This is a genomic window from Ohtaekwangia sp. (assembly GCF_036786105.1).
GTDB lineage: Bacteria > Bacteroidota > Bacteroidia > Cytophagales > Cyclobacteriaceae > Ohtaekwangia.
Genome location: NZ_DAIQRQ010000074.1, coordinates 1 through 21,652, shown reverse-complemented (window position 1 = coordinate 21,652; position 21,652 = coordinate 1). Strand labels below are relative to the sequence as shown.

Below are 21,652 nucleotides of genomic sequence, written 5' to 3'. Positions count from 1 at the left end.
ATTCAACTCGCTTTATCTTGTTGATGCAAAGCGAAATGAACAAATATAGTTTGCTGTAAATAAAAAAATACTGCTTAACTTTACGGCCGGAAAACACATACAAATACATATTTAAGATTTCTCTTTAATACCGCCTTCGTTAGATTGGAGCCCCTTTAGACCCACCGCGAGCTCATCCTGATATAAATACAATACCTAACTATACCATGAAGTTTATTTTTACCTGCCTGTTCTGTGCTGCAACGATTGCATCTGTTTTTGCTCAAAGTAATTATCAAAAAGGTTTTATTATCACCGATAACGATACCATTCAGGGATATATCAATGTTCGCGAATGGGAGCGAAGTCCTACGGCAATTGACTTTAGAAAAACAGTGGATGGGCCCACGCAAATTTTTACTACGCGCCAGCTTCAGTATTTCAAAGCGCCTGGTTTTTGTAGTTACCAGCGCTTTGTTGTGTCGATCAGTATGAATGAAGTCACTTTGAACAGAAATTTACGAGCGGCTCGAAATCCTAATATTTCGGATACAGTATTGTTGAAAGTCTTATCGGATGGAGACAAGGTAAAGCTGTTTTTATACCGCGATCAATTAAAGCCTCGTTTTTACTATCTGATGCCCGGTCAAACTATACCGGAAGAGTTATACTATGATGTTTTCCGAAATGGGGGACTGGTTAGCGTGCGAGAGGGGTATAAAAATCAATTAATGCAATGTGCCCGCAACAATCAGGCGCTTTCAAAGAAGCTGGAGACTAAAATCAAGCATGCTGGGTATTCAGAGGCATATCTGATAGATATCGTTCAGAAGATAAATGGTAATGAAAGCCGGGATACATCGCCGGAGGAGCCTGTTGTGGAGAAGCAGAGTACCGGCTTTTTTATAGGTGCGGGCGTAAATCGCAACGTACTTATACTGGGTAGCGGAGTTTCCGGCATTTCGCTCAATACAGTAAAAAAGACAACGTACAATCCGTATGTCTTTTCTGGTTATGATATAGCCTTGAGGCCGCAAACCGGCAGGCTTTTTTTTCGCGTGGATATGCTTTTCAGCAAGGCTTCGCTGCAATCTACTGCAACAAGCAAGCGTCTGAGTGTCCCGGCAGTTATAAATTATTCTTTTACACAAACTACAACATCGCTGGGTTTAAATCTGCTATATAATTTCTATAGCATGCCCAATTTGAAAATTCGCGGAGGAGCCGGGTTGCGGGCCAATGCGGCTTGGTATAAAAATTCCAGGTATACTTTCACGACAGGTTATACTGGTTCTCGGAGCGTTCAGGGATCTGAGCCAGCGATGTCGAAATTTTGGTTGTCAATTCCCATCCGGGTTTCATGCCTGCTGCACAAGCATTATGAAATCGGAGGCGGATATATACCGGTCGTAAATTTGAGTGACATATCCGAGTCATTTAGTAACAATCTGACAACTCTTTTCATGGGGCTGAATTATCACTTTTAGATATACTGCGCTGTCGTGAGGTTCCTGCAGAGGGTGGAATAGGGGAAACTTAATGGTTCCGGGCATTTATCCGCTATACCGAATGGCAGAAATTTTGATTGAAATAAGTCTTGTTTTAAGCATATAAGAATTTAATCACTTTCAATATATAAAACCTATGTAAGCATCTCCCTTAATTTCACCAATAAGTAAATTCGAATTGTTGTTAGTTGATTGTTATTTCCATAGCATGAAAGCTCTGTATATAACTTCAATTCAAAGAGGGATTAAGTATTGCATCATTAGCGTACTTTTAGGTATTTCTTTTTCGAAAGCTATCGCTCAAAGTATACGATTTGATCACCTTACTGTAAAAGAACACCTCTCTCAAAACAATGTTTGGGACATCCACCAGGACAGGCTCGGGTTCATCTGGGTGGCAACAGAAGACGGGTTGAATATTTACAACGCCTATGATTTCACCATTTTCAGGACCAATCCTGCCGATTCACTATCCATAAGCGGAAACTATGTAGACTGCTTTGCCGAAGATCAGCATGGCGATGTATGGATTGGCACACATAGTGGACTCAATCATTACATCCGGGCGGAGAACCGGTTTGAGCGATTTTTGAACAACCCGCGAAATTCGAATTCACTAAGCAGTGATAACATTGAACACATTCTTTTTGATTCGAAGCACATGCTTTGGGTTGGAACGTTTGAGGGTCTCAATCGCTTTGATCCTGCCACGGGGAAGTGGCAGCGCTTTATGCACGATCCTCGTGATCCCAGCAGCATTGCCAACCAGCATGCCGAATGTATAGTTGAAGATAGCCAGAAACGAATATGGATTGGCACAAGAGGCGGTTTGAGCCTGCTGAATCCCGATGGAAAAACCTTTACCAATTTTCATCATGTTGAGGGCGATCCCATGTCGCTCAGCAGCGATAAGATTGTGACGTTGTTTGAAGATAAGGACCAAAACCTCTGGATGGGAACCATTGACGATGGATTAATCAAAATGCATGCAGGTCAGAAAACATTTACACAATACAAGCACGATCCGTCAAATCCTAACTCCATTGCAAACGACTTTATCTATCATATAGCTGAAGATAAGGAGGGCAACCTCTGGGTATCTACCGATGGTGGATTATGTATGATGGACAAAAATAGCGGCACATTCACAAATATAGCCTTTGTGCAGGGCAATGAAGCGGGGCTGAGCAGCAATACCGTAACCAAAGTTCTGTTTGACCGCGACAACCGAATGTGGGTAGGCACCCGTTTCGGCGGCCTCAATATATATGACAAGGATAAATATGGCTTTGCGCACTATAAGTTCAATAGCTTTCAACAAAATTGTCTGAGTCATAACAATGTGTCCGGGTTTGAAGAAGCTGAAGACGGAAGCCTCTGGATAACTACAGACGGTGGGGGACTAAACCATTTCAATCCGAAAACCGGAGTGTTTACGCACTACATGAATATGTTTACAAACAACAAGTTGCTGGCCATTGCGCGAGACGGGAAAGAAAACCTTTGGCTTGGAATGTGGTCTGGAGGGTTAAATTACTTTGATCCAAAGACCAAAAAAGTAAGAAGGTATCGTCATGATCCCAAAAATCCGCGAAGCCTGACTGATGACAACGTCTTCGATATTCTGGTTGCACGGGATGGCACTGTATGGATTGGCACCTGGGCAAATGGACTGAGTAAATACAATCCTGCAACCGATGATTTCACGAACTATACTGTAAATCCTGGTAACAAAAATTCGTTCAGCGGCTCTCCTATAAGTTATCTTCTTGAAGATTCAAAAGGAAGAATCTTTATCGCAACCGAGCAAAATGGTATAGATATTTTCGATCCTGCAACGGAGACGTGGACGCACTACCGGGCGAATGGTGAAGCAGGACAACTTAGCAGCAATACGGTAATGTGTATATTCGAGGATTCCAAAAAACGTATCTGGGCCGGAACCAACGGAGCAGGTCTGAACTTATTTAATGAAGAGAGCAAAAGCTTTACAATATTCCGTCAGAAAGACGGCCTTCCCAACGATGCGATCCTTGCCATTGAGGAAGATGCTGCCGGTCAACTATGGATCAGTACCAACAAAGGTTTAAGTCGTTTTAATCCTGAAAAGAAAATCTTTAAAAATTACAATGAGAGTGATGGCTTACAGGGCGATCAGTTCAACCGTTGGGCATCATACAAGGTACGCGCTACCGGCGAATTGTTGTTCGGTGGCACAAATGGCTTCAATATTTTTATGCCTGATAATATTAAAGAAAATACGAAAAGACCTCCGGTATATATTAGCAGCTTCAAGCTGTTCAACAAGGAAGTTCCCATTGGTGAAGACGAGGTACTAAAGACACACATTTCGCTTGCAAAGAACATTGTACTGCAGTATTACGAAAATATCTTCTCTTTTGAATTTGTTGCGTTGAATTTTCGCCAGCCGGAAAAGAATAAATACCGGTATAAGATGGAGGGATTCGATGAAGACTGGGTGGATGCAGGTACCGACCGAAAGAAAGAATATACCAATCTTAGTCCGGGAGAATATACCTTTAAAGTTATAGCCTCCAATAATGATGGTGTGTGGAACGAGGCAGGTGCTTCTGTCAGTATAACAATCGTTCCGCCATTTTGGAAAACCTGGTGGTTTAAGATGGCCATAATCGTGATTATTATTTACGGAGGGGCATGGTATATTCGCCATCAAAAGCGGAAGGTAAAGCGGCAGCAGGAAGAATTAACGGCTATTATAGAAGAGCGGACACATGAGCTGCGCGAGCAAAATGAGGAGATGGTAAAAAAAGCTGAACGGGAAAAAGTTTACAACTGGATAACGCAAGGGCTGGCATTGGTTAGTGAAACCATCAGTAAACACACACACGACTTCAATGCATTGGGTACAGAAACCCTGGAGTGTGTTGTGAAATATGTACAGGCGCAGCAAGGTCTGCTGGCTATTGGCGTAAAGGAAACGGACGAAGACGATCACCTGGAAGTGCTTGCTACCTATGGAATTTCAAAAGAACAATTAGCGGGAACACGCATTGAGGTTGGTGCCGGCATGCTCGGCGAAACGTATAAGGACAAAGAGAAAAAAATGCTGGATAAGGTACCAGCCAATTATATCAAGATAAAGTCCGGGCTTGGTGAAGCATTACCGGCTCATGTAATGCTGCTTCCGCTGCCTACTGAAGATGGTGAAGTAGTGGGAGTTATTGAACTTGCATTTTTTGGTACCATCTCGGATATGGTTAACCAGTTTCTTGATAAAGTTTGTAAAGTTATTGCATTGAATCTTTTTGCTGCCACGCTGAATCAAAAGACAATGCTTCTGTTACAACAATCCAAAGAGCAAACCGAACAAATGCACGCACAGGAAGAAGGGATGCGACAAAACATGGAAAAACTTGAAGCTACTACGGAAGAATTCAGGCGCCGCGAAACAGAGTACCAACGGAAAATCAATGAACTGGAAGAAAGGCTCCGATCCTCTTGTTAAGCCTACATCTAAACCACAAAGTATATATCAGTTATATTCGTTACGAATGCGATGAGATATCATTTTAGTTTTTGAAGAACACTTTAAAGGTGGTTCCGGCATCAAGGGTGCTTTCAACTTCAATTCTTCCACCCAGTGCCAGGATCTGGGCTTTGGCCAGGTAAAGACCAAGCCCTTTGCCTTCTATGTGTAAATGGAATCTTCCATAAAGCGTAAACATCTTGTCTTTGCATTTTTGCAGGTCGATACCCAAACCATTATCAGTGACCATAAGACAGAGGTACTCGCCCGTATTGATAGCACGTATAGTAATGGTGAGCTTTCGATCCGGATGGCGGAACTTGATGCTGTTGCTTAGCAGAGCGAATAGAATGTTGTTAAAATAAGTTGTGGAAGTAGTGATCTGCTGGCTTTCGGAAAAATCGGTTTGAATGATAGCTTCTGCGTTAACAATTTCTTTTTCGAGGCTTGCAATTACTTTGTGGATTCCATTCTCCAGCGCAAGCTTTTCCAGTTGACTGGATGCATTTTTAATTTGCAAAACCTGATTGAGGTCCTTGATCACCGAATCGACTTCTTCTGCGGTGATGGCCATCTTCTCTGCAATGGTTTCTATCTCCTCTGTATCAGTAGTCATTTTTAAAACGGTTTTGAGCCCCAGCATTCTGGCTACCGGGCCTCTTAGATTATGCGCAGTAACGAACGCAAATTCTTCGAGTTGGTGGTTGTATTCTACAAGCTCTCTCGTTCTTTTGTGTACTTCTTCTTCGAGTGTTTCATTTCTGCTTTTTATCTCCCGGTTCTGGTTTTCAATTATAATTTTGGCTTCATAGAGCTGATGATTTTGTTCTGCCAGTAAATTACTTTGCGCAAGGAGTTCTTCGTTAGCATTAACCAGCTCTTTGGTTTTCTCTCTGACAATTACCTTGAGTGCTTCCTTTTGTTTTTTTATTCTTCTTATCGTAAGCTGCACCACCAGGCAAACAAACATGACGGACATAACTATATAGGCAATATAGGCCTGCCATGTTCTATACCACGGCGGATTAATATGGAAAGAAAAAGAAACCGGTTCGCTGATGATGCCATAGATATTTTTTGCCCGCACATAAAACGTGTAATCCCCTTCGTGTAAATTGGTAAAAAAAGCCTCTCTTACGAATGTCCAGTCAGACCATTCATCTTCAAAGCCATCCATTTTGTATTGGTACTGATTTTTTTCATTCTCTTCCAAAAAGGAACAGAGAAACTCAAACCTGAAATGATTAAGGGCAAAGGGAAGTGTATAAACCGAATCCTTCCATGCACCCCGATAGATCAAAGAATCGCTGGCCCAAACCTTCTGTATGGATAATTGTACAGGATCATTATAGAAGACTTCCTGATGTGGATTGTAACTGATAATTTTCTGATTGCTTCCGATCCATACATCTCCCGAGTTTGTCACGAGCAAGGGTGCATCTACATCAACTCGTCTGTTATTAAAATCAGCGGCTGTTTTATTGAATGGCGTTAGTAAAAGTCTGAAGCTGCCATCGGCCTGCTTTTTTAATGCTCCTGCTGTTTCTTTCCCCTGGGGCAGTGCTGCCCAGAAGTATATATCGCCTTCGGCACTTTCAGTAAGGGAGTAAATACATACTCCTGTACCCAAGGCCCTTCTATACGTTTCGTCCGGTTCAAACCGATTCGTGCGTGGGCTATAGCTGTATATTCCGTCAGCGGTAGCTGCGACAACCCGTCCTCCTATACTATAAATCCGGTTATTGGTGTTTGATGGTAGCCCATTAGCCTGGCTGTAATACGTTGCAGAAATAACGGAGTCCATCGATTCATTCAATGCCAGTTTCCAAACACCTTCAACCGGATTGCTAACCCAGATATTTCCTTCTCCATCCTCTTCTATGTGGCGCACTTCTGCTTTAAATCCGTGGATTACTTTTTTTATCCACATTTGCCCTTTTTGTCGCAGAAGCCAGAGTGAGTCAGTTGTACCCATGAGCATGCATTCCGGGTGTTTTTTTAATTCACATAAAGCCAGTACCCATTGATGCTCCACAATTTTGATTGCATTTTTTTTATCGAGCCTCAATACACCGGATTCATTGCAGGCATAAAGCTTATCGTGGAAATTGAAAAAATTCCAGGTGATACCAGCGCTTTCGGGAAGTTGTTTAAAATTGCTTTGACCTTCCATGTACAGGATGCCGCTGGATGTTCCTGCATACTGATAATTTCCGTTTTTCCCGAGCGATACAACTACACTCTCTAAACCGTTTTTGCTGTCATAGCAGGAGAGAGGTGAGCTGGTTATAACTTGTATGATATTGGAATCTTTATTAATCCACAGGTTATGTTGTCTGTCTTCAAATAGAATCTCCCAATACGGTGGCGTGCCAATTTCAAGGCGATTCAGCAATTTCCCGTGGCTATTGAAGAAAAGAATTTCCGTTCCGATACGGATCACAATGTTACCATTGCTCAGGCTTTGCATGTTATCGACCTGCTGATTTTTTAAATTCCGGTTGAGCTCCTCCGAGAGTATATGTGATTGCCTGTGCTTTTCATCGATATACCAGACCTGATTTTGTTTATCGAGTATTAAGTAACTGTCAGATAAATACTTTACAATCTTCTTCATGTGCATTTTTCCGTAATAAAAATCCGGCTCCAGGCCGTGATTCTTATACTTCAATAACCTGTCTTCTTTTAGAACATACAGCTCATTATTGCTTACAAATAGTCCGTAGCTTTTAATGTTCAGGGTTTCAAACCCTTCGTTGCTATAAATATAGATGTGATTATTTGACCAGAAGAAAACCTTGTCCTTAAAGGCTTTGATTTGAAGAATATTCAGGTTTTCCCGACTTGAATCGGAAAGCTTAAAAAGTAAAGATTGATATTCGTAGTTCCCATGAATTCCCCTGGTGAAGTAACCGAGATCACCCGGAGATGCTGTATAAATTTTATCGGAAGAGTCAATGCCAATCGCATAGACAGGCGCTTTGCCGGGGAGTGAAATCAGATTCCATCGGATGCCGTCATATCGTAAAAGACCTTCTGAGTTAGCCGCATAAATAACACCTTGCGTGTCTTGTTTAAAGCCCCAATTCTGACTGGCACCCTGGTATACTTCAACAGGATAATTCTGAATGAAGGGTTGTTGTCCGCTGGCGATAAAACATTTTAAAATGAAAAAACAGGTAATTGTAAAATAACGATGCATGGTCTTTGTTTTAAGTGCATTCAGGATTTACCTTCGAATTTGCCATGTATAGAACATAGAAATCAGTGATAGAATATATTCTCCGTTAGGTGTTGGAAGAAATTTGAAAAAACAAATGTTCTGATATTTGATGCAGGAGGCTATTAAAACCGGCATTCCAAATACATGACAGATTAGCATTTATAGTATGCAAGAACGCAAAAGTAAATAAGTACCGATGTCAGGTTAAATAAGCGTAGAAACCTCCAGTATATACTAATGGTAACATCCGTATAATTACCTAGATAATACACAAAGTCACACAGGCAGGTGAAATACCGTTGAACGCTGCCGCAACAACGGTAAAATATTACCGGAAAATAAAACGTGCAGACATATTTCTTAAAAACTATTGTATTTTGTAATACCTAATATTGGATTAGTTTTTATTGATTTTGTAGACGTTAAATGTGGTATATATAATCAGTGTTGAAAGGTGATAACACTAAACTCAACTGAAAAACTTACGTACGGCTATACCATTAAGCCGTTTTGCTTAAATTCCGGTTTGCATGGCTTGCGTAGAATCCAGATATACAGAATATAGAAACACTTACTGAACAAAGCATTCCAGGTATACAGTTTATTGTAAATGTGGACTTGGTTTCTAATACAATTGTTATAAAATATAGTGCTTATCGCTTCCACCACATGCAAGGAATTTTAAAAAGTATAAGTAGTCCATTCACTTTTATAGCACTATTGTTCTTGTTGGTAACAGTCTCCTGCTCACTCTCTGTCATTTATACGATTGAGATGAAAAATATATCGTCAGAGGAAACATGTCTATGCAAATCCTTTGATAGCGTAATTTCAGCTGAATTATTTTAACAATATGGACGAAATTGAAATAGAAGTTTTGAATGATCTCATCGATGACTTAAACAGGTCATTGACCACTGTAGTCAGGGTGGCAGGGTTAAATTTTATCTTGATTGAACGAATATTAAATACGCAGGGCGCTCCGCTGGAAGATGAAACCGGTGTGATAATAGAACATCTTCAACGATTTGATCTGCTGCAACAAAAGCTTGAGCACATTAAAAATGTTAATAGCCTCATACAAAAAGATACTCGTAGCGGAAAGCCGGTGAATAGTCCATCGGACCCCGTTATATATTCCTTGTTCCGATTGAATCACCTGCAGTTTGAAATAGCCTGCGCTGACTTGAATAAGTCCATAGAGGAAACACTCAATATACTGTTGTTGCAAATGAAGAGTTGTATTTCTGCCAAGATTCAATATAAACTTCAGCATTACAGGTTTTTTCTGGCGAAGAAAGTAATGGAGATCAATTCGAAATTTACAAAGGCATTGGAATTATGCAGCAACCTGTCAGCATCAGACGTCATTTCAAAAGAGAAAATCCAGACACAGTCCTATACATCATCAGAGGCCGAAAGATTAGTGTTGGATGAATATCTCCGCGATCCCCTTGTGAAGTATACCAATATCGTAAAAAGCATGCGGGACCTTTCTGTTGGAGTTCCTGCGGTTGATCTTTTTTTAAATGATATATCACCATCCGTAGCATGAAACCTCAAATTGTAAAATCAGAAAAGCAAGATGGAAAGCGGTATATAGTCTTATCGGGCGCGCTCATATTCAAATACCACAAAGAACTCTTTGCAATTTTTAATGAAATCAATCAGGAAGCTGATGCGATCGAATTACAACTCGATCGCCCCGCGGGTATAGATCTTTCGTTTTTGCAGATGCTAATGGCGCTTAAAAAGGAGAAAGCGATAAACGTTAGCGCTTCGCTACAGGAAGCTGATGAAGTGTTGATAAAACGCACCGGGTTCGGTGCATTGTTTAAATAAGAAATATGGCAAAAACCATTTTGATAGCGGATGATTCGGATAGCATTCGAAAGTTACTGGAAGCAACGTTGCAGTCAGCCGGATACGATGTTTTGACGAGTGTGGATGGGGAAGATGCCCTTCGGCACCTTACCGGACAAAGTATTGATCTGTTAATTACTGATCTTAACATGCCCGGGATGGATGGTATAGCGCTTGTTAGAGAAGTTCGGAAAAAAGAGAGTTATGAAAGTATGCCTATACTTTTACTGACTACAGAATCGCGGGCGGAAAAAAAAGAGGAAGCTAAAGTTGCAGGAGCCACCGGCTGGGTTGTGAAACCTTTTGTTCAGAGCAAGTTGCTGGCCGTTATCCAAAAATTAATACGATAAAGTATGGATAATTTCCAGGTGACTTTTATAGCAGAAGCCAAAGAACTCATTCTTGGTTTGGAAAAAATATTACTTGATTTTGAACTTGATCTCCAAAACGATCATTCAGTCAGAGAGATATTCCATGTTATGCATACCCTGAAAGGGGCAGGCAAGATGTTTGGTTTTGAAAATATCAGTTTGCTTACACACGATCTTGAAACCATTTATGATGGAATACGAGACAATAAAATACAAGCTACCAAAAGGATACTGGAAGTTACCCTGGAAGCTGTAGACCATTTGAAGGAGTTGCTTCAGGACCCTCATCTTCATCAGGAAAGTAATAAGCAGAATCATCAACGTATTGATCAACTGGTTAAAGAATGCCTCCATGAGACAGAACTGTTCACGGGCACAGTAAAAGAGAGAAAACAAACTACGTATTACGTTCTTATAGAACCCCAGCCTCTTCTGCTGAAGAATGGCACTAATCTGCTTTTCCTGGTAGATGATGTCGCAGCGTTGGGCGAAGCATTGGTAATGCCTTCTTTTAATGATCTGCCAACGTTGAATCAGTTTCAATCCGACACCTGCTATACCAGATTCGAAGTAATTCTTGTTACGGAAAGGCCACCGTCCGAGATAAATGATGTTTTTATCTTTGCAGAAGATCATTGTAAAGTTACCGTAGCCCAGCTTTCCTCATCCAATCTGCTTTCGGCAACATCCTTTGTGAGTCAGTTGAAAGAAAAAGCGCTGCAATACAACCTGCTTGGTTTTGAGCAGATACATTCGTTTGCCGAAAAACATGATGCAGATTCTGTCAAGAGAGAGCAAAAGAAAAATCAATCAGGCGATAGAAACAAGGAAAGCAGTATACGTGTATCATCCTATAAATTGGATGAACTGATGAACCTCATCAGCGAGTTGGTTATTTCACAAGCCCGACTATCGCTTATAGCATCACAACATGGTATTGGCGAGCTCGTGGCCGTGGCAGAAACGATGGACAAAATCACCCGGCGTTTGCGGGAGAATACATTCAATATCTGTCTTATTCCAATTGAAACCCTGGTGACACGCTTTCAGCGGCTCGTGCGTGATTTGTCGATTGATCTTCATAAGGAAATTGAATTTATAGCGATTGGCAGTGATACCGAACTTGATCGCTCGATTATAGAAAAAATAACAGACCCCATTTTGCATATTCTGCGCAACAGTATTGATCACGGAATTGAGTTCCCGGATGAGCGCATTAAACAGGGAAAGAGCAGGCAAGGACAAATTGTATTGAAAGCGTATCATGCAGGCACAAGCGTGTTTATTCAGATCAGGGACGATGGAAGGGGAATTGATACAGGCGGAATAAAAGCAAAGGCACTCCATAAAGGGCTAATAGCAGAGAGTGATGATCTTTCTGAGAAAGAATTGCTTAACCTGATTTTTGCGCCCGGTTTTTCTATGGCCGAGAAAGTTTCGGATATATCCGGGCGTGGCGTAGGGATGGATATTGTGAAGCGAAATATAGAATCCATACAAGGCGAAGTTTCCCTTGAAAGCAGAGAAGGTGAAGGCACTTCCATTACTATCAAACTGCCGCTTACGCTGTCCATTATGGACGGACTACTGGTAAATATAGCCTCATCCAGTTATATATTGCCTCTTGCTTCTGTCAACAAATGTTTTGAAATCCAAACAGAGAGAATTAAACCGGACATTGTACAAAAAATTGTACTGGATGGTAAACTTATCCCGTTGCTGAATCTTCGTGAAGCTTTTCTGGAAGGCACATGGCAGCAGCCGTATACACAAATTATACTCCTTCACTACGATGATTTCCCGGTGGCTATTACGGTTGATACCATCGTTGGGCAATATCAGGCGGTGATGAAGCCATTGGGTGAAATATACCGGGGCCAGCATGAATTTAACGGTGCTACGATTTTAGGCGATGGGTCGGTAGCGCTTGTGATCGACCCTGATAAACTGATAAAACAACTGATAGAAAAAAATAAAACCTAAACTATATATGCCATGGAACAAATTCCGCTAGTTAACCAATCCTATCTGACCTTTCGGTTAGACGAAGAGATTTTTGCGGTTAGCGTTGCTAAAGTTTTAGAGATTCTGGAACTATCAAAAATTACAAAAGTACCGGGAACGCCTGAGTTTATGCGGGGAGTTATCAACCTTCGCGGAAATGTACTTCCTGTAATTGACGCGCGCCTCAAGTTTGGAATGGAGAAAATACCAGATACTGTTAACACCTGCATCCTGGTGCTAAGCCTTCAGTTAGGCAACGAAACAATAAGTGTTGGCGCTTTGGTAGACACGGTGCTGGAAGTATTTGAAATAGACGAAACACAGGTGCAGCTTCCGCCCGATATCGGGGGCAAGTATAAATCTGAGTTTATCACGGGACTTTTCAAAACTGAGCGTGACTTTATAATGATATTGGATATGAATAAGATTTTGTCTTTAGAAGATATATCTATTTTGAATGAACATAGCAAAGCCTAGTGAGTCTTTAACTTATTACTGTAATAAAAATTTTAATACCTGGTTATGAAAATACGTACTCAACTTTTTATAAAAAACGGAGTAGTGCTGTTAATGATTCTGATCTTAACAGTAGTTTCACTGAACAGCACCAATTCACTCATAGAAACTTCAAAATGGGTTGAACACACCCATGAAGTAATTGAGAGAGCAAATCTTTTGGGAAAACTTCTTGTCGATATGGAAACCGGTGAACGAGGCTTTTTGCTGGTGGGAGAAGATGAATATCTCGAACCTTACAACGAAGGAAAGAAGAAGTTTGAAAAAGTGATGGATGAAGCCAAGGCACTTGTCAGCGACAACCCTGAGCAGGTTGCGCGTTTGGAGAGAGTGGATGAATTGACTGCGCAATGGCACGAAAAAGCAGGTAACGTTGAAATAGCTGCGAGAAGAAAAGTGAATGATGGTACTGCAGAGATGAGTGCCGTGTTGGATTTGCTAAAGCAGAATACCGGCAAGAAATATATGGATGAGCTGAGGGTTTCATTGAATGAAATAATAAAAGTGGAAAAAACATTAATGACTGCAAGAACAAGGGAAGCCGAAACAGCTGCAGGTGATTCTGTTACAACCTCTGTGACGGCAGCGTCCGTAGGATTTGTAATAACCATGACAATAGCTATATGGTTAGTAGTTTCTATTACGCGCTCTCTGGGACAGGCAAACCAGGCTATAAAAGCTGTAGCAAATGGCGATCTTACAGTACAAATAGATAACAATAAGAAAGATGAGATAGGGCAGTTGCTGAGCCATTTACAAACTATGGTTGACAAGTTGAAGGATACGATAACGTTTATCAGTGGCGCTACAGACAGCATTACTGCTGCCAGCGAACAGATGAGTGCATCTTCACAACAACTGTCAGACGGAGCTTCAGAACAAGCCGCATCTGCCGAAGAGGTTTCCTCTTCTATGGAACAGATGGCAGCCAATATTCAGCAGAGCACAGAAAATGCCATGCAAACCGAGCGAATAGCATCCAAAGCAGCTGATGATATAAAGGAGGGAAGTAAATCGGTAAATATTACCGTTACTTCAATGAAAGATATAGCCGACAAAATATCCATTATAGGTGAAATTGCGCGGCAAACAAATTTACTGGCGTTGAACGCCGCAGTAGAAGCAGCCCGGGCAGGCGAACATGGTAAGGGGTTTGCCGTTGTAGCATCAGAGGTAAGAAGGCTTGCAGAAAGGAGCCAGCAGGCGGCAAACGAAATTGATGTGCTCTCAAAGTCAAGCGTATCTGTTTCAGAAAAATCCGGAAAGATACTGGAGAATATAGTTCCTGATATTCAGAAAACATCAACGCTTGTTCAGGAGATCAGTGCATCGAGTGTAGAACAAAATTCAGGTGCACGACAGGTAAACAACGCCATTCAGGAATTGAATAAAGTGATTCAGAACAATGCCGCCACGGCAGAAGAGATGGCTGCCAGCTCTGAAGAGTTAGCGATGCAGGCAGCACAGCTTCGCGAAACCATTTCCTTTTTTCATCTGGGCAATCACACAGCATCCAAGAACGTTGCCAGATTTCAGATGAAGAATAATGGTATTTCATATAAAACTTCGGCGGGAAGCAAACCATTCAAACCAAAAACAGGAGCGGTAATTAATCTGGATAATGCGCACGATGCGGAATTCGAAAAGTATTAATCTGCTTTACAGGAAGCCGTTAGCGAATCAATTTTAGAACAGCCGGACGTCAATATATAGTGTGTTGTATTCAGGCTATTAATAAAGCTGATATCGAATGGAGAGACTATCTGAAAAAAAGTTTTTACTTCTTCGCAATTTCATTTACGGGCAATGCGGCATTAATCTTTTGGCATCGAAAAAGATACTACTGGAGAGTCGCTTGCGTAAGCGGATGGTTGCATTAAATATAAGTTCGTTCGAAACCTATATTGACCATCTGATGAGCCCGGCCGGATTGGATACCGAGCTGGCAAATATGATTGATGCTATCACCATAAACAAAACGGATTTCTTTCGGGAGTCCGGTCACTTTCAGTTTATGAGTGATAGCATCATTCCACATTGGTTACAAACAAAAACACAGCAACGTACCGTATTTAAAGTATGGAGCGCTGCGTGTTCCACAGGAGAGGAACCTTATACCATAGCCATGGTGCTGCAAGATGCCTCTATGAAATATAACTTCGACTATAACATTATAGGCAGCGATATTTCTTCCCGCGTTTTAGAAAAAGCAGTGAACGCTATATATAGTGAAAGCTCTGTTTCCATGATACCGGTAAATGTTCGTAAACGCTATTTATTACGCAGCAAAGACCGCACGTTACAATGTGTACGAATAGCACCGTTTCTCCGGGCCAAAGTGCAGTTTAAAAGATTGAATTTAATTGATAATCTGCTTGAAATGGATTCTGACTTTGATCTGATTTTTTGCAGGAATCTGTTAATCTATTTTGATCGCGTTACTCAGGAGAAGGTTTTACAAAAGCTTACGAACAAAATACGGCCTGGAGGACATTTATTCATTGGTCATTCAGAGTCCATTTACTCTATGAACTTGCCGCTTCGCCAGATTCAGCCTGCAGTTTTCAGGCGGGAGTGACTATAGTATACGAAGCAATAACTGCTGCCTGAAAAAGGACATGTCCTGATGTTCGGCAAATCATCCCAATAGAAACAGGATTAATGAATCAAATCAAATTTTGAATTACACATTTTAGCACTGCGCTTAATCGTATTCATGGGTATACATACTATAAAGGTATTGGTGGTCGATGATTCGGCAATTGTGCGACAGGCACTTACATCACTGCTACAAACAGATCGGCATATTACCGTTACGGTAGCTGCCGACCCCTTTATTGCAGTAAAGAAAATTCAGGAGGAAGTGCCTGATGTTATCACACTTGACGTGGAGATGCCACGAATGGATGGAATCACTTTCCTCAAAAGAATTATGTCTCAGCGCCCTATTCCGGTAGTTATTATCTCCAGCCTGACAAAAAAGAATGCAGATATATCTATTGAGGCACTGCAGTTAGGAGCAATCGATGTTTTGAAAAAGCCTTCCTTGGAAAATGGTCAATTCGACAGTGCTGCATGGCGCATCATCGATGTTATACGCGCGGCTTCGAAAGTAAATGTTTTGAGAAAACAAACAGTACCGGCAAAGGTTGATATAGTGAAACCGCCTGTAAATAGAAGTGAGTTTTCAACTGACTTCAAAATTGTGGCGGTGGGCGCCTCTACCGGAGGTACAGAGGCATTACTACAGTTTCTTCAGGCTCTGCCGGAGGATTGCCACGGCATCGTTATCGTACAGCACATGCCCGAAGTATTTACAAAATCATTTGCAGATCGACTCAATGTGGCCTGTAAAATAGCAGTAAAAGAAGCGGAGCCTGGCGATAGCATTGTACGCGGACGCGCACTCATAGCCCCCGGCAACAAACACATGGAAATAAGGCGAAGCGGCACGAGGTATTTCGTGCATGTATTCGATGGTGATCCGGTCAATCGGCATCGACCCTCGATTGATGTTCTTTTTTTATCGGTTGCACAATATGCGGGACCTAACTCCATTGGCATAATTATGACAGGCATGGGAGCCGATGGGGCAAAAGGGCTTTTGCAGATGAAGAAGGCCGGCGCGTATACTATTGCACAAGACGAAAAGACATCGGTTGTTTTCGGTATGCCTAAAGAGGCTATTAAACTTAATGCTGCAGAGAAAGTTCTTCCGCTCAATCAGATTGCCTCGCATATAATGTAGAGCGGGTTTCCCACCATCTTTCTGTAATAACACCCAAAAAAAGAAAGGCATGCACATCTGACAAAACGTTAACTTTTTGAGGTCATGAACAAATCGCCTCAATAAGCAGTATAGATTAGCATGCTGTGTAATGCCTTTGACTTGGTAACACAATTTAGGGGGTAACTAGTGATGTATCGCTCATTCTGCTTTTTTAGTGGCTACGAAAAATGCCACTGCAAACAACAGGTTCTTTATAGCATTACTTCCGTTATGCAATCCCCAGGAGAGTAAGAAATTGTCGTCTGCCTTAGCAACCAGGCGATCCACCGTCATAAATAGAAAGAGGTTAGTACCGAAGTAGAAGAACACACCAGCCCCGAGCCAGAACATAGGCATACCTTCAATATACAGCTCAGGTAATTCCTGGATGATCTGCACGAAGTACAATGTGCAAAAGAAAATGAGCACAAAGCTTGAAACAGTGAATAAATTGGAGTTGAATCCATTAATTCCCTGAATGAACAAGAGATTAACGATGGCAAAAATGGTGAAGGCAACGCTGGCTACATCTGTTAATCGCCTGAATGCTTTACGTGTATATTCTGTTCTGTAAATAAGACTTAGTATAAGAAATTGAAGGAGCTCGTAAACACTTACAACCGGATTAGGGTTGATGTGAAGATACGCATAGCCTAAAAAACACATGAGATCGGCCAGACCGGAAACTATAACCAGTAGGCCTAAAAGCCATACGCTATGGGGTTGCTTCTTTTTATAGATAGCAATGCCCAAAAAGACTAATGGCAATAGTACGGAGAGGGAAGATATATTTCGAATCCCTATAAAGGTTTCTAAATTCATCAGCTAACGAGAGAATCTTTTTTTGGTCATGTAAAACGTTTAATTATTGGGGCAAAAAGGAGGGCATGTATTGGAGGCGTCAACAATGAGCCCCGCTGTTGCCTCTTGTCCGTCTTGGCTACCATGGCCATCGGGCCAAATATTGTTTCCATCTTCACGCGCACCTACTAAAAGCAATTGTTTTACGCCTTCGTCATTGGTAGCATAGTAAATCCGCAGCCCTACACATTTGTCCTGTGCCAGGAGCTTATTAATAATGTCTGATCCGAAGAAATGGGCACGTATGCTGCCTTTTTCCGGGTGTTTCTTGTCATGGTTTTTAATCCATCGGTTTGCCGTCTCTTTGGAGATCGGTTTGCCTACATCGGGGCTAAGTTTGTAATCCATTGGTAGTTGTTTGGTTTAAATTAACTAATCGCCTTATCACAGGGTTTCCTGATCAGGCGCACAAGTATATACTTACCCGTCACAAAAGTTTCATCGAGTTTCCCTCAAACATTACAACAATTCTTTCTGGTAAAAAACTACCATGACACTTAGTACAATTTTACCATGACACTGTGCCCGCAAGCCATTGCAGAGATATAAAGGCTGTTCTGACCTTTCAGAAAAGTGATGTAAAATTATTCTTCTTACATCATACCGGTACAACCGCCTATATATAGTATTAAAATAATTGAAACAGCGTGTACGTATACTTACGGATTTTGTCATACGTGATTCGTAGGTAGTGCTAATGAAATAACCGAAGCAGTTTCTTTACACTCGTCAGTGTTGGATTTGCCTTCGCATGAGTTTCCGGTGTAATGATAGCCCAGGGATATTGATGTTCTATTTCCTTGAGGCAGTGCAAAAATTTAAGGGTCTCTTTGCGCTTCATTCTTTCAAATAAGTCATTTTCATTAAAAGGGCGCCCCAGTAATTCTTCCATATAGACGATGAGCAGCCGAATGTCTATTCCCTCTTCTATCACCATTTTAGCCACGACCTTGAGGCTGTTCTTTGACGCATTCATTAGAGTAATTGTTAATAAGGCAAGATCAATAATTCGTGTGATTGCTATAGATTAAAGTGTGTCTGAATCATACCCCGCTGTTCTTTCACCCATACAAATGCGGCAAAATCTGCAAGAGGAAATGAAAATTATTTTTTTTTATGGATGCAAAATTGAGTGGATACATCATTTTGTGGTATTAAATTATTGTATAACATACATTGTAAATAGGTGTTCACGACGCAAAAGTATATATACCGGATAAATCCGGTATATTTTGCCATTCATAAAAGACATATACTTGTCGAAGTAAACGTTGTGAGCGAGAGTATATTTTATTGTAACAAACCAAAACCAAATACTTATGCCATCTAAACCAAAGCTGACAAAAGCCGCACTGGCGATAGCCGTTGCGATAGCGTATTCTTGCAGTGATCAGGTAATTCCCATGGAAAGCTCGCAAAGTGCTGTTGCCGGTAGTGCAGGCACCACTGCTACCGCCCGCACAGGTAACAGTAGTAGTAGTAGTAGTACAAGTCCTTTCAATGTGTCGGTAGGCGCTCCTATAGAGCATACTACGGGGGAACGCTGGATCGATAACTATGTGAAGGACTACGCCAGTCAATCTGAAACTTATCATATTAAAGCCGGCGCGCTTGCCGAGATCTTGAGTAACAAGAAATGTGTAGGCATTAGTTTTGCGTATGCGCAGGACTTTCAGAAGCGGCTTCATGTGTTACCGATGGGTGTTGATGGCGATGGTAAAATAATTTTGTCCAAGACGGTATATACACAGAATGGAGACATTTCATGGAAGACAGCCAAGAGCTGGATTTCTAATTATACCGGACCGGTTCAGTCGCATTTTTTCGGGCAGAATACTTTTCAAAGATTGTGGGCCAACGGGAATGCTGATGTTGTTATCACCTTTGCAGTAGATGACAACAATAACCCTCAATTGCTGCTGGCTGTAGCAAATTCAACCAACAGCGCTGGAAAAGTATCTTCGCAGTCTACATATGAGGACGCATCAGCGGCCTGTCCACCAGCTTGTCCCAAGTAACGAATGGATATGGAGCTTCTTATTTTCAAGGCGCTACTCTATATATCTTACTTTTCTATAGTTGTGCCAATTTTTTTTCTCCTAAAGCGGAAACATGTTTTGCGTTCCCGACAATATCAGTTAGTCGCGCTTCTGCTGATAGTAAGTGTTATTGCTGATGTAACAGGATATATCTTCATTAAGAATGAGGCATCGAATCTTGTCGTCAATAATCTATACTTCCTTGCGACCTTTGTAATTTTAAGTTTGCTTTATGCACGGCTGCTTCGTGGCGGGCGAACTGCAATTTATGGTTTCATAGCGCTAACCATTTGTTTTTTTGCATGGGATAGCCTTTCACAGCAAAGTTTAAGCGGAGTTCAAAGCTACGTAATCACGTTATATAGTGTGCTGGCATTGGGATATTCGCTTGTATATTTTGATCACCTGCTGCACACATCACCAGCTTTTGATCTGGCAAAGTTTCCGTTCTTTTGGGTCAACGCTGCCGTAACCTATTATTACGGGCTTAACCTTTTCATCTTTATTTTCAGTACTTACATTTTTGAGAACTTGAAAGATAACGAAATACTGGTCGTCTGGATTTTTCACAATCTGAATAATACGGTCAAGAATCTTTTGCTGGCGGTCGGTATATACCTGGCAGGTAAAAAATAATTTCATCAAAGGCATTCTACCTGATATACAAACAACCTTGGTAGATTTTTAGTGGGAATACAGGCGGCTCCGGGCGGGAGCTGCCGTTTCTTTTAAATGCCTTTGGCATACGCTGCCTTTTCAATCAATTGATAAATTAAGAACCTTATGAATAACAAAGAACTTGGTGAATACATCAGTGTAAATCTCAGAACTATATTTATTACTACCATTTGCTGTTCTGTATTTTGGATTGTAATCGGCATTGTGATTTATAAATATATAGTTACAGAACGAACAAAGCCCATAGATAGCGAAGGTCCGGTAATGTCCGGATTTTACAGGCGTGAAGTAAAACTCAAAATCGACAGCATTACGAACGCATTAATGATCCAGGCGCTTCGAAAGCAACTGATAAAAAAACAGGTGACGATTGATAGTCTGGAGAAGGCGTATATGACCAGAATCAAGGATGACACTATAAGATCGAACAGACTCTACAAAAGAGAACTGGAGTTGGAAGATCACATGATGTTTATGAACCTGAGGAAGGACTTGCAAAAGGATTGCGACAAAATAGATTCCGGTTTACAGGTATTGAATACCAGGATTATATGAGAATAATTCTGGTATGTTCGCTGACTAATCCTGAGAAATGATTTAGCTGCGAGCCTTGATGCATTAACGTTCATGAAGAATGTCCGGGAAAACCCGGATAAATGATCATCACGATCAACTTTATTTTGGATGAGCTTATCAAAATTTTAATAATATACATTCTAACAGTATATTTGACCTCCAGCCTATACAGGTAGGCAGGTTAGGTAAAGCCGATAAATCCAGACGGGAAATTATCGGCTTTTTTATTTTGGGATGTTTAGCTGGGTTTACAATATCTCTCTGAATATTGAAGGCGTTTAAAATCCTGAAACCAGGCTCTCAAATTTCCGAAGGTACGTATTGCATGTCCGTACTACAATTACTTCTGGATTCTACAAATTCTTAAAAAACTAAATTCAAAGGAGGCTATATTTCAAAATACAGGTTTCTATTTTTTGATAATCGTGTGCTCCATGCGTCTGGTTCAAGGAAGTTATGAATCAATAGACATAACGTCCGGGCAGATTTTAACGCTGAAAAAAATTACCAGTTGTCTATATCACAGTCTCACAGTCTGTATAATGCTTTGTACGCACCGACTGTAATGCGCACATAAATAGGGGCGGGGCTATACCCCCTTTATCGAAGTTTGTGTTGGCAAGTGTACTAAATATAGCATGGCAACAGGGCATATTTCTATTGAATGAGACGGCGAGGATTATATAAAATAAAAAACCCTTTACATCATACGATATAAAGGGTTTCATTGACAATTGATTGTCTGTGTGTCGGGGTG

General features: G+C 41.2%; 17 protein-coding genes. 13 read left to right on the top strand and 4 right to left on the bottom strand.

Annotation, left to right across the window (positions count from 1 at the left end):
* Positions 1-206: 206 nt before the first annotated feature.
* Together V7Q33_RS20835 and V7Q33_RS20830 are read left to right on the top strand one after the other, a co-directional pair.
* Entirely contained in the window at positions 207-1,466 is a 1,260-nt protein-coding gene (locus tag V7Q33_RS20835) for a hypothetical protein (RefSeq protein WP_333821144.1), read from the top strand.
* A 229-nt stretch (positions 1,467-1,695) separates the two neighbouring features.
* Positions 1,696-4,974: a two-component regulator propeller domain-containing protein gene (locus V7Q33_RS20830; RefSeq protein ID WP_333821143.1), complete on the top strand. Its 3,279-nt coding sequence runs from the start codon at positions 1,696-1,698 to the stop codon at positions 4,972-4,974.
* A gap of 64 nt (positions 4,975-5,038) precedes the next feature.
* On the opposite strand, the gene V7Q33_RS20825 is transcribed toward V7Q33_RS20830, so the two are convergent.
* The gene (locus tag V7Q33_RS20825; protein WP_333821142.1) at positions 5,039-8,197 is read right to left on the bottom strand and encodes an ATP-binding protein; all 3,159 of its coding nucleotides are present in this window, start codon (positions 8,195-8,197) and stop codon (positions 5,039-5,041) included.
* A gap of 874 nt (positions 8,198-9,071) precedes the next feature.
* Between V7Q33_RS20825 and V7Q33_RS20820 the strand changes: the two genes are divergently transcribed.
* The 8 genes from V7Q33_RS20820 (at position 9,072) to V7Q33_RS20785 (ending at position 16,720) form a co-directional block, all read left to right on the top strand.
* Positions 9,072-9,773, top strand: a complete 702-nt coding sequence (locus V7Q33_RS20820; RefSeq protein ID WP_333821141.1) for a hypothetical protein — start codon at positions 9,072-9,074, stop codon at positions 9,771-9,773.
* Positions 9,770-10,060, top strand: coding sequence for a hypothetical protein (locus tag V7Q33_RS20815; protein WP_333821140.1), 291 nt, complete (start codon positions 9,770-9,772; stop codon positions 10,058-10,060). The genes V7Q33_RS20820 and V7Q33_RS20815 overlap by 4 nt, the downstream gene beginning before the upstream one ends.
* 5 nt (positions 10,061-10,065) lie before the next feature.
* Positions 10,066-10,431: a response regulator gene (locus tag V7Q33_RS20810; RefSeq protein WP_333821139.1), complete on the top strand. Its 366-nt coding sequence runs from the start codon at positions 10,066-10,068 to the stop codon at positions 10,429-10,431.
* Between the two features lie 3 nt (positions 10,432-10,434).
* Positions 10,435-12,435, top strand: coding sequence for a chemotaxis protein CheA (locus V7Q33_RS20805; RefSeq protein ID WP_333821138.1), 2,001 nt, complete (start codon positions 10,435-10,437; stop codon positions 12,433-12,435).
* 12 nt (positions 12,436-12,447) lie between these two features.
* On the top strand, positions 12,448-12,933 hold the full coding sequence (locus V7Q33_RS20800; RefSeq protein ID WP_333821137.1) for a chemotaxis protein CheW: 486 nt from the start codon (positions 12,448-12,450) through the stop codon (positions 12,931-12,933).
* Positions 12,934-12,978: 45 nt separating this feature from the next.
* A complete protein-coding gene (locus V7Q33_RS20795) occupies positions 12,979-14,625 on the top strand; it encodes a methyl-accepting chemotaxis protein (RefSeq protein ID WP_333821136.1) in 1,647 nt (548 codons plus the stop codon).
* Positions 14,626-14,722: 97 nt separating this feature from the next.
* On the top strand, positions 14,723-15,550 hold the full coding sequence (locus tag V7Q33_RS20790; RefSeq protein WP_333821134.1) for a CheR family methyltransferase: 828 nt from the start codon (positions 14,723-14,725) through the stop codon (positions 15,548-15,550).
* 138 nt (positions 15,551-15,688) lie between these two features.
* Positions 15,689-16,720, top strand: coding sequence for a protein-glutamate methylesterase/protein-glutamine glutaminase (locus V7Q33_RS20785; protein ID WP_333821132.1), 1,032 nt, complete (start codon positions 15,689-15,691; stop codon positions 16,718-16,720).
* Positions 16,721-16,900: 180 nt separating this feature from the next.
* Here the strand turns inward: V7Q33_RS20785 and V7Q33_RS20780 are convergent, their stop codons facing one another.
* From V7Q33_RS20780 to V7Q33_RS20770, 3 genes are all read right to left on the bottom strand, one after another.
* Positions 16,901-17,563: a hypothetical protein gene (locus V7Q33_RS20780; protein ID WP_333821131.1), complete on the bottom strand. Its 663-nt coding sequence runs from the start codon at positions 17,561-17,563 to the stop codon at positions 16,901-16,903.
* 39 nt (positions 17,564-17,602) lie between these two features.
* On the bottom strand, positions 17,603-17,950 hold the full coding sequence (locus V7Q33_RS20775) for a hypothetical protein (RefSeq protein WP_333821130.1): 348 nt from the start codon (positions 17,948-17,950) through the stop codon (positions 17,603-17,605).
* Positions 17,951-18,296: 346 nt separating this feature from the next.
* The gene (locus V7Q33_RS20770) at positions 18,297-18,578 is read right to left on the bottom strand and encodes a hypothetical protein (RefSeq protein ID WP_333821129.1); all 282 of its coding nucleotides are present in this window, start codon (positions 18,576-18,578) and stop codon (positions 18,297-18,299) included.
* 343 nt (positions 18,579-18,921) lie between these two features.
* On the opposite strand from V7Q33_RS20770, the gene V7Q33_RS20765 reads away from it, so the two are divergent.
* The 3 genes from V7Q33_RS20765 (at position 18,922) to V7Q33_RS20755 (ending at position 20,874) form a co-directional block, all read left to right on the top strand.
* A complete protein-coding gene (locus tag V7Q33_RS20765; protein ID WP_333821128.1) occupies positions 18,922-19,620 on the top strand; it encodes a hypothetical protein in 699 nt (232 codons plus the stop codon).
* A 99-nt stretch (positions 19,621-19,719) separates the two neighbouring features.
* Positions 19,720-20,277, top strand: coding sequence for a hypothetical protein (locus tag V7Q33_RS20760; protein WP_333821127.1), 558 nt, complete (start codon positions 19,720-19,722; stop codon positions 20,275-20,277).
* A 147-nt stretch (positions 20,278-20,424) separates the two neighbouring features.
* Positions 20,425-20,874: a hypothetical protein gene (locus tag V7Q33_RS20755; RefSeq protein ID WP_333821126.1), complete on the top strand. Its 450-nt coding sequence runs from the start codon at positions 20,425-20,427 to the stop codon at positions 20,872-20,874.
* Positions 20,875-21,652 lie beyond the last annotated feature (778 nt).

Bases quoted from the DNA above. Each gene is read 5' to 3' on its own strand.
- V7Q33_RS20835 (WP_333821144.1), top strand. From the start codon at position 207: ATGAAGTTTATTTTTACCTGCCTGTTCTGTGCTGCAACGATTGCATCT.
- V7Q33_RS20830 (WP_333821143.1), top strand. From the start codon at position 1,696: ATGAAAGCTCTGTATATAACTTCAATTCAAAGAGGGATTAAGTATTGC.
- V7Q33_RS20825 (WP_333821142.1), bottom strand. From the start codon at position 8,197: ATGCATCGTTATTTTACAATTACCTGTTTTTTCATTTTAAAATGTTTT.
- V7Q33_RS20820 (WP_333821141.1), top strand. From the start codon at position 9,072: ATGGACGAAATTGAAATAGAAGTTTTGAATGATCTCATCGATGACTTA.
- V7Q33_RS20815 (WP_333821140.1), top strand. From the start codon at position 9,770: ATGAAACCTCAAATTGTAAAATCAGAAAAGCAAGATGGAAAGCGGTAT.
- V7Q33_RS20810 (WP_333821139.1), top strand. From the start codon at position 10,066: ATGGCAAAAACCATTTTGATAGCGGATGATTCGGATAGCATTCGAAAG.
- V7Q33_RS20805 (WP_333821138.1), top strand. From the start codon at position 10,435: ATGGATAATTTCCAGGTGACTTTTATAGCAGAAGCCAAAGAACTCATT.
- V7Q33_RS20800 (WP_333821137.1), top strand. From the start codon at position 12,448: ATGGAACAAATTCCGCTAGTTAACCAATCCTATCTGACCTTTCGGTTA.
- V7Q33_RS20795 (WP_333821136.1), top strand. From the start codon at position 12,979: ATGAAAATACGTACTCAACTTTTTATAAAAAACGGAGTAGTGCTGTTA.
- V7Q33_RS20790 (WP_333821134.1), top strand. From the start codon at position 14,723: ATGGAGAGACTATCTGAAAAAAAGTTTTTACTTCTTCGCAATTTCATT.
- V7Q33_RS20785 (WP_333821132.1), top strand. From the start codon at position 15,689: ATGGGTATACATACTATAAAGGTATTGGTGGTCGATGATTCGGCAATT.
- V7Q33_RS20780 (WP_333821131.1), bottom strand. From the start codon at position 17,563: ATGAATTTAGAAACCTTTATAGGGATTCGAAATATATCTTCCCTCTCC.
- V7Q33_RS20775 (WP_333821130.1), bottom strand. From the start codon at position 17,950: ATGGATTACAAACTTAGCCCCGATGTAGGCAAACCGATCTCCAAAGAG.
- V7Q33_RS20770 (WP_333821129.1), bottom strand. From the start codon at position 18,578: ATGAATGCGTCAAAGAACAGCCTCAAGGTCGTGGCTAAAATGGTGATA.
- V7Q33_RS20765 (WP_333821128.1), top strand. From the start codon at position 18,922: ATGCCATCTAAACCAAAGCTGACAAAAGCCGCACTGGCGATAGCCGTT.
- V7Q33_RS20755 (WP_333821126.1), top strand. From the start codon at position 20,425: ATGAATAACAAAGAACTTGGTGAATACATCAGTGTAAATCTCAGAACT.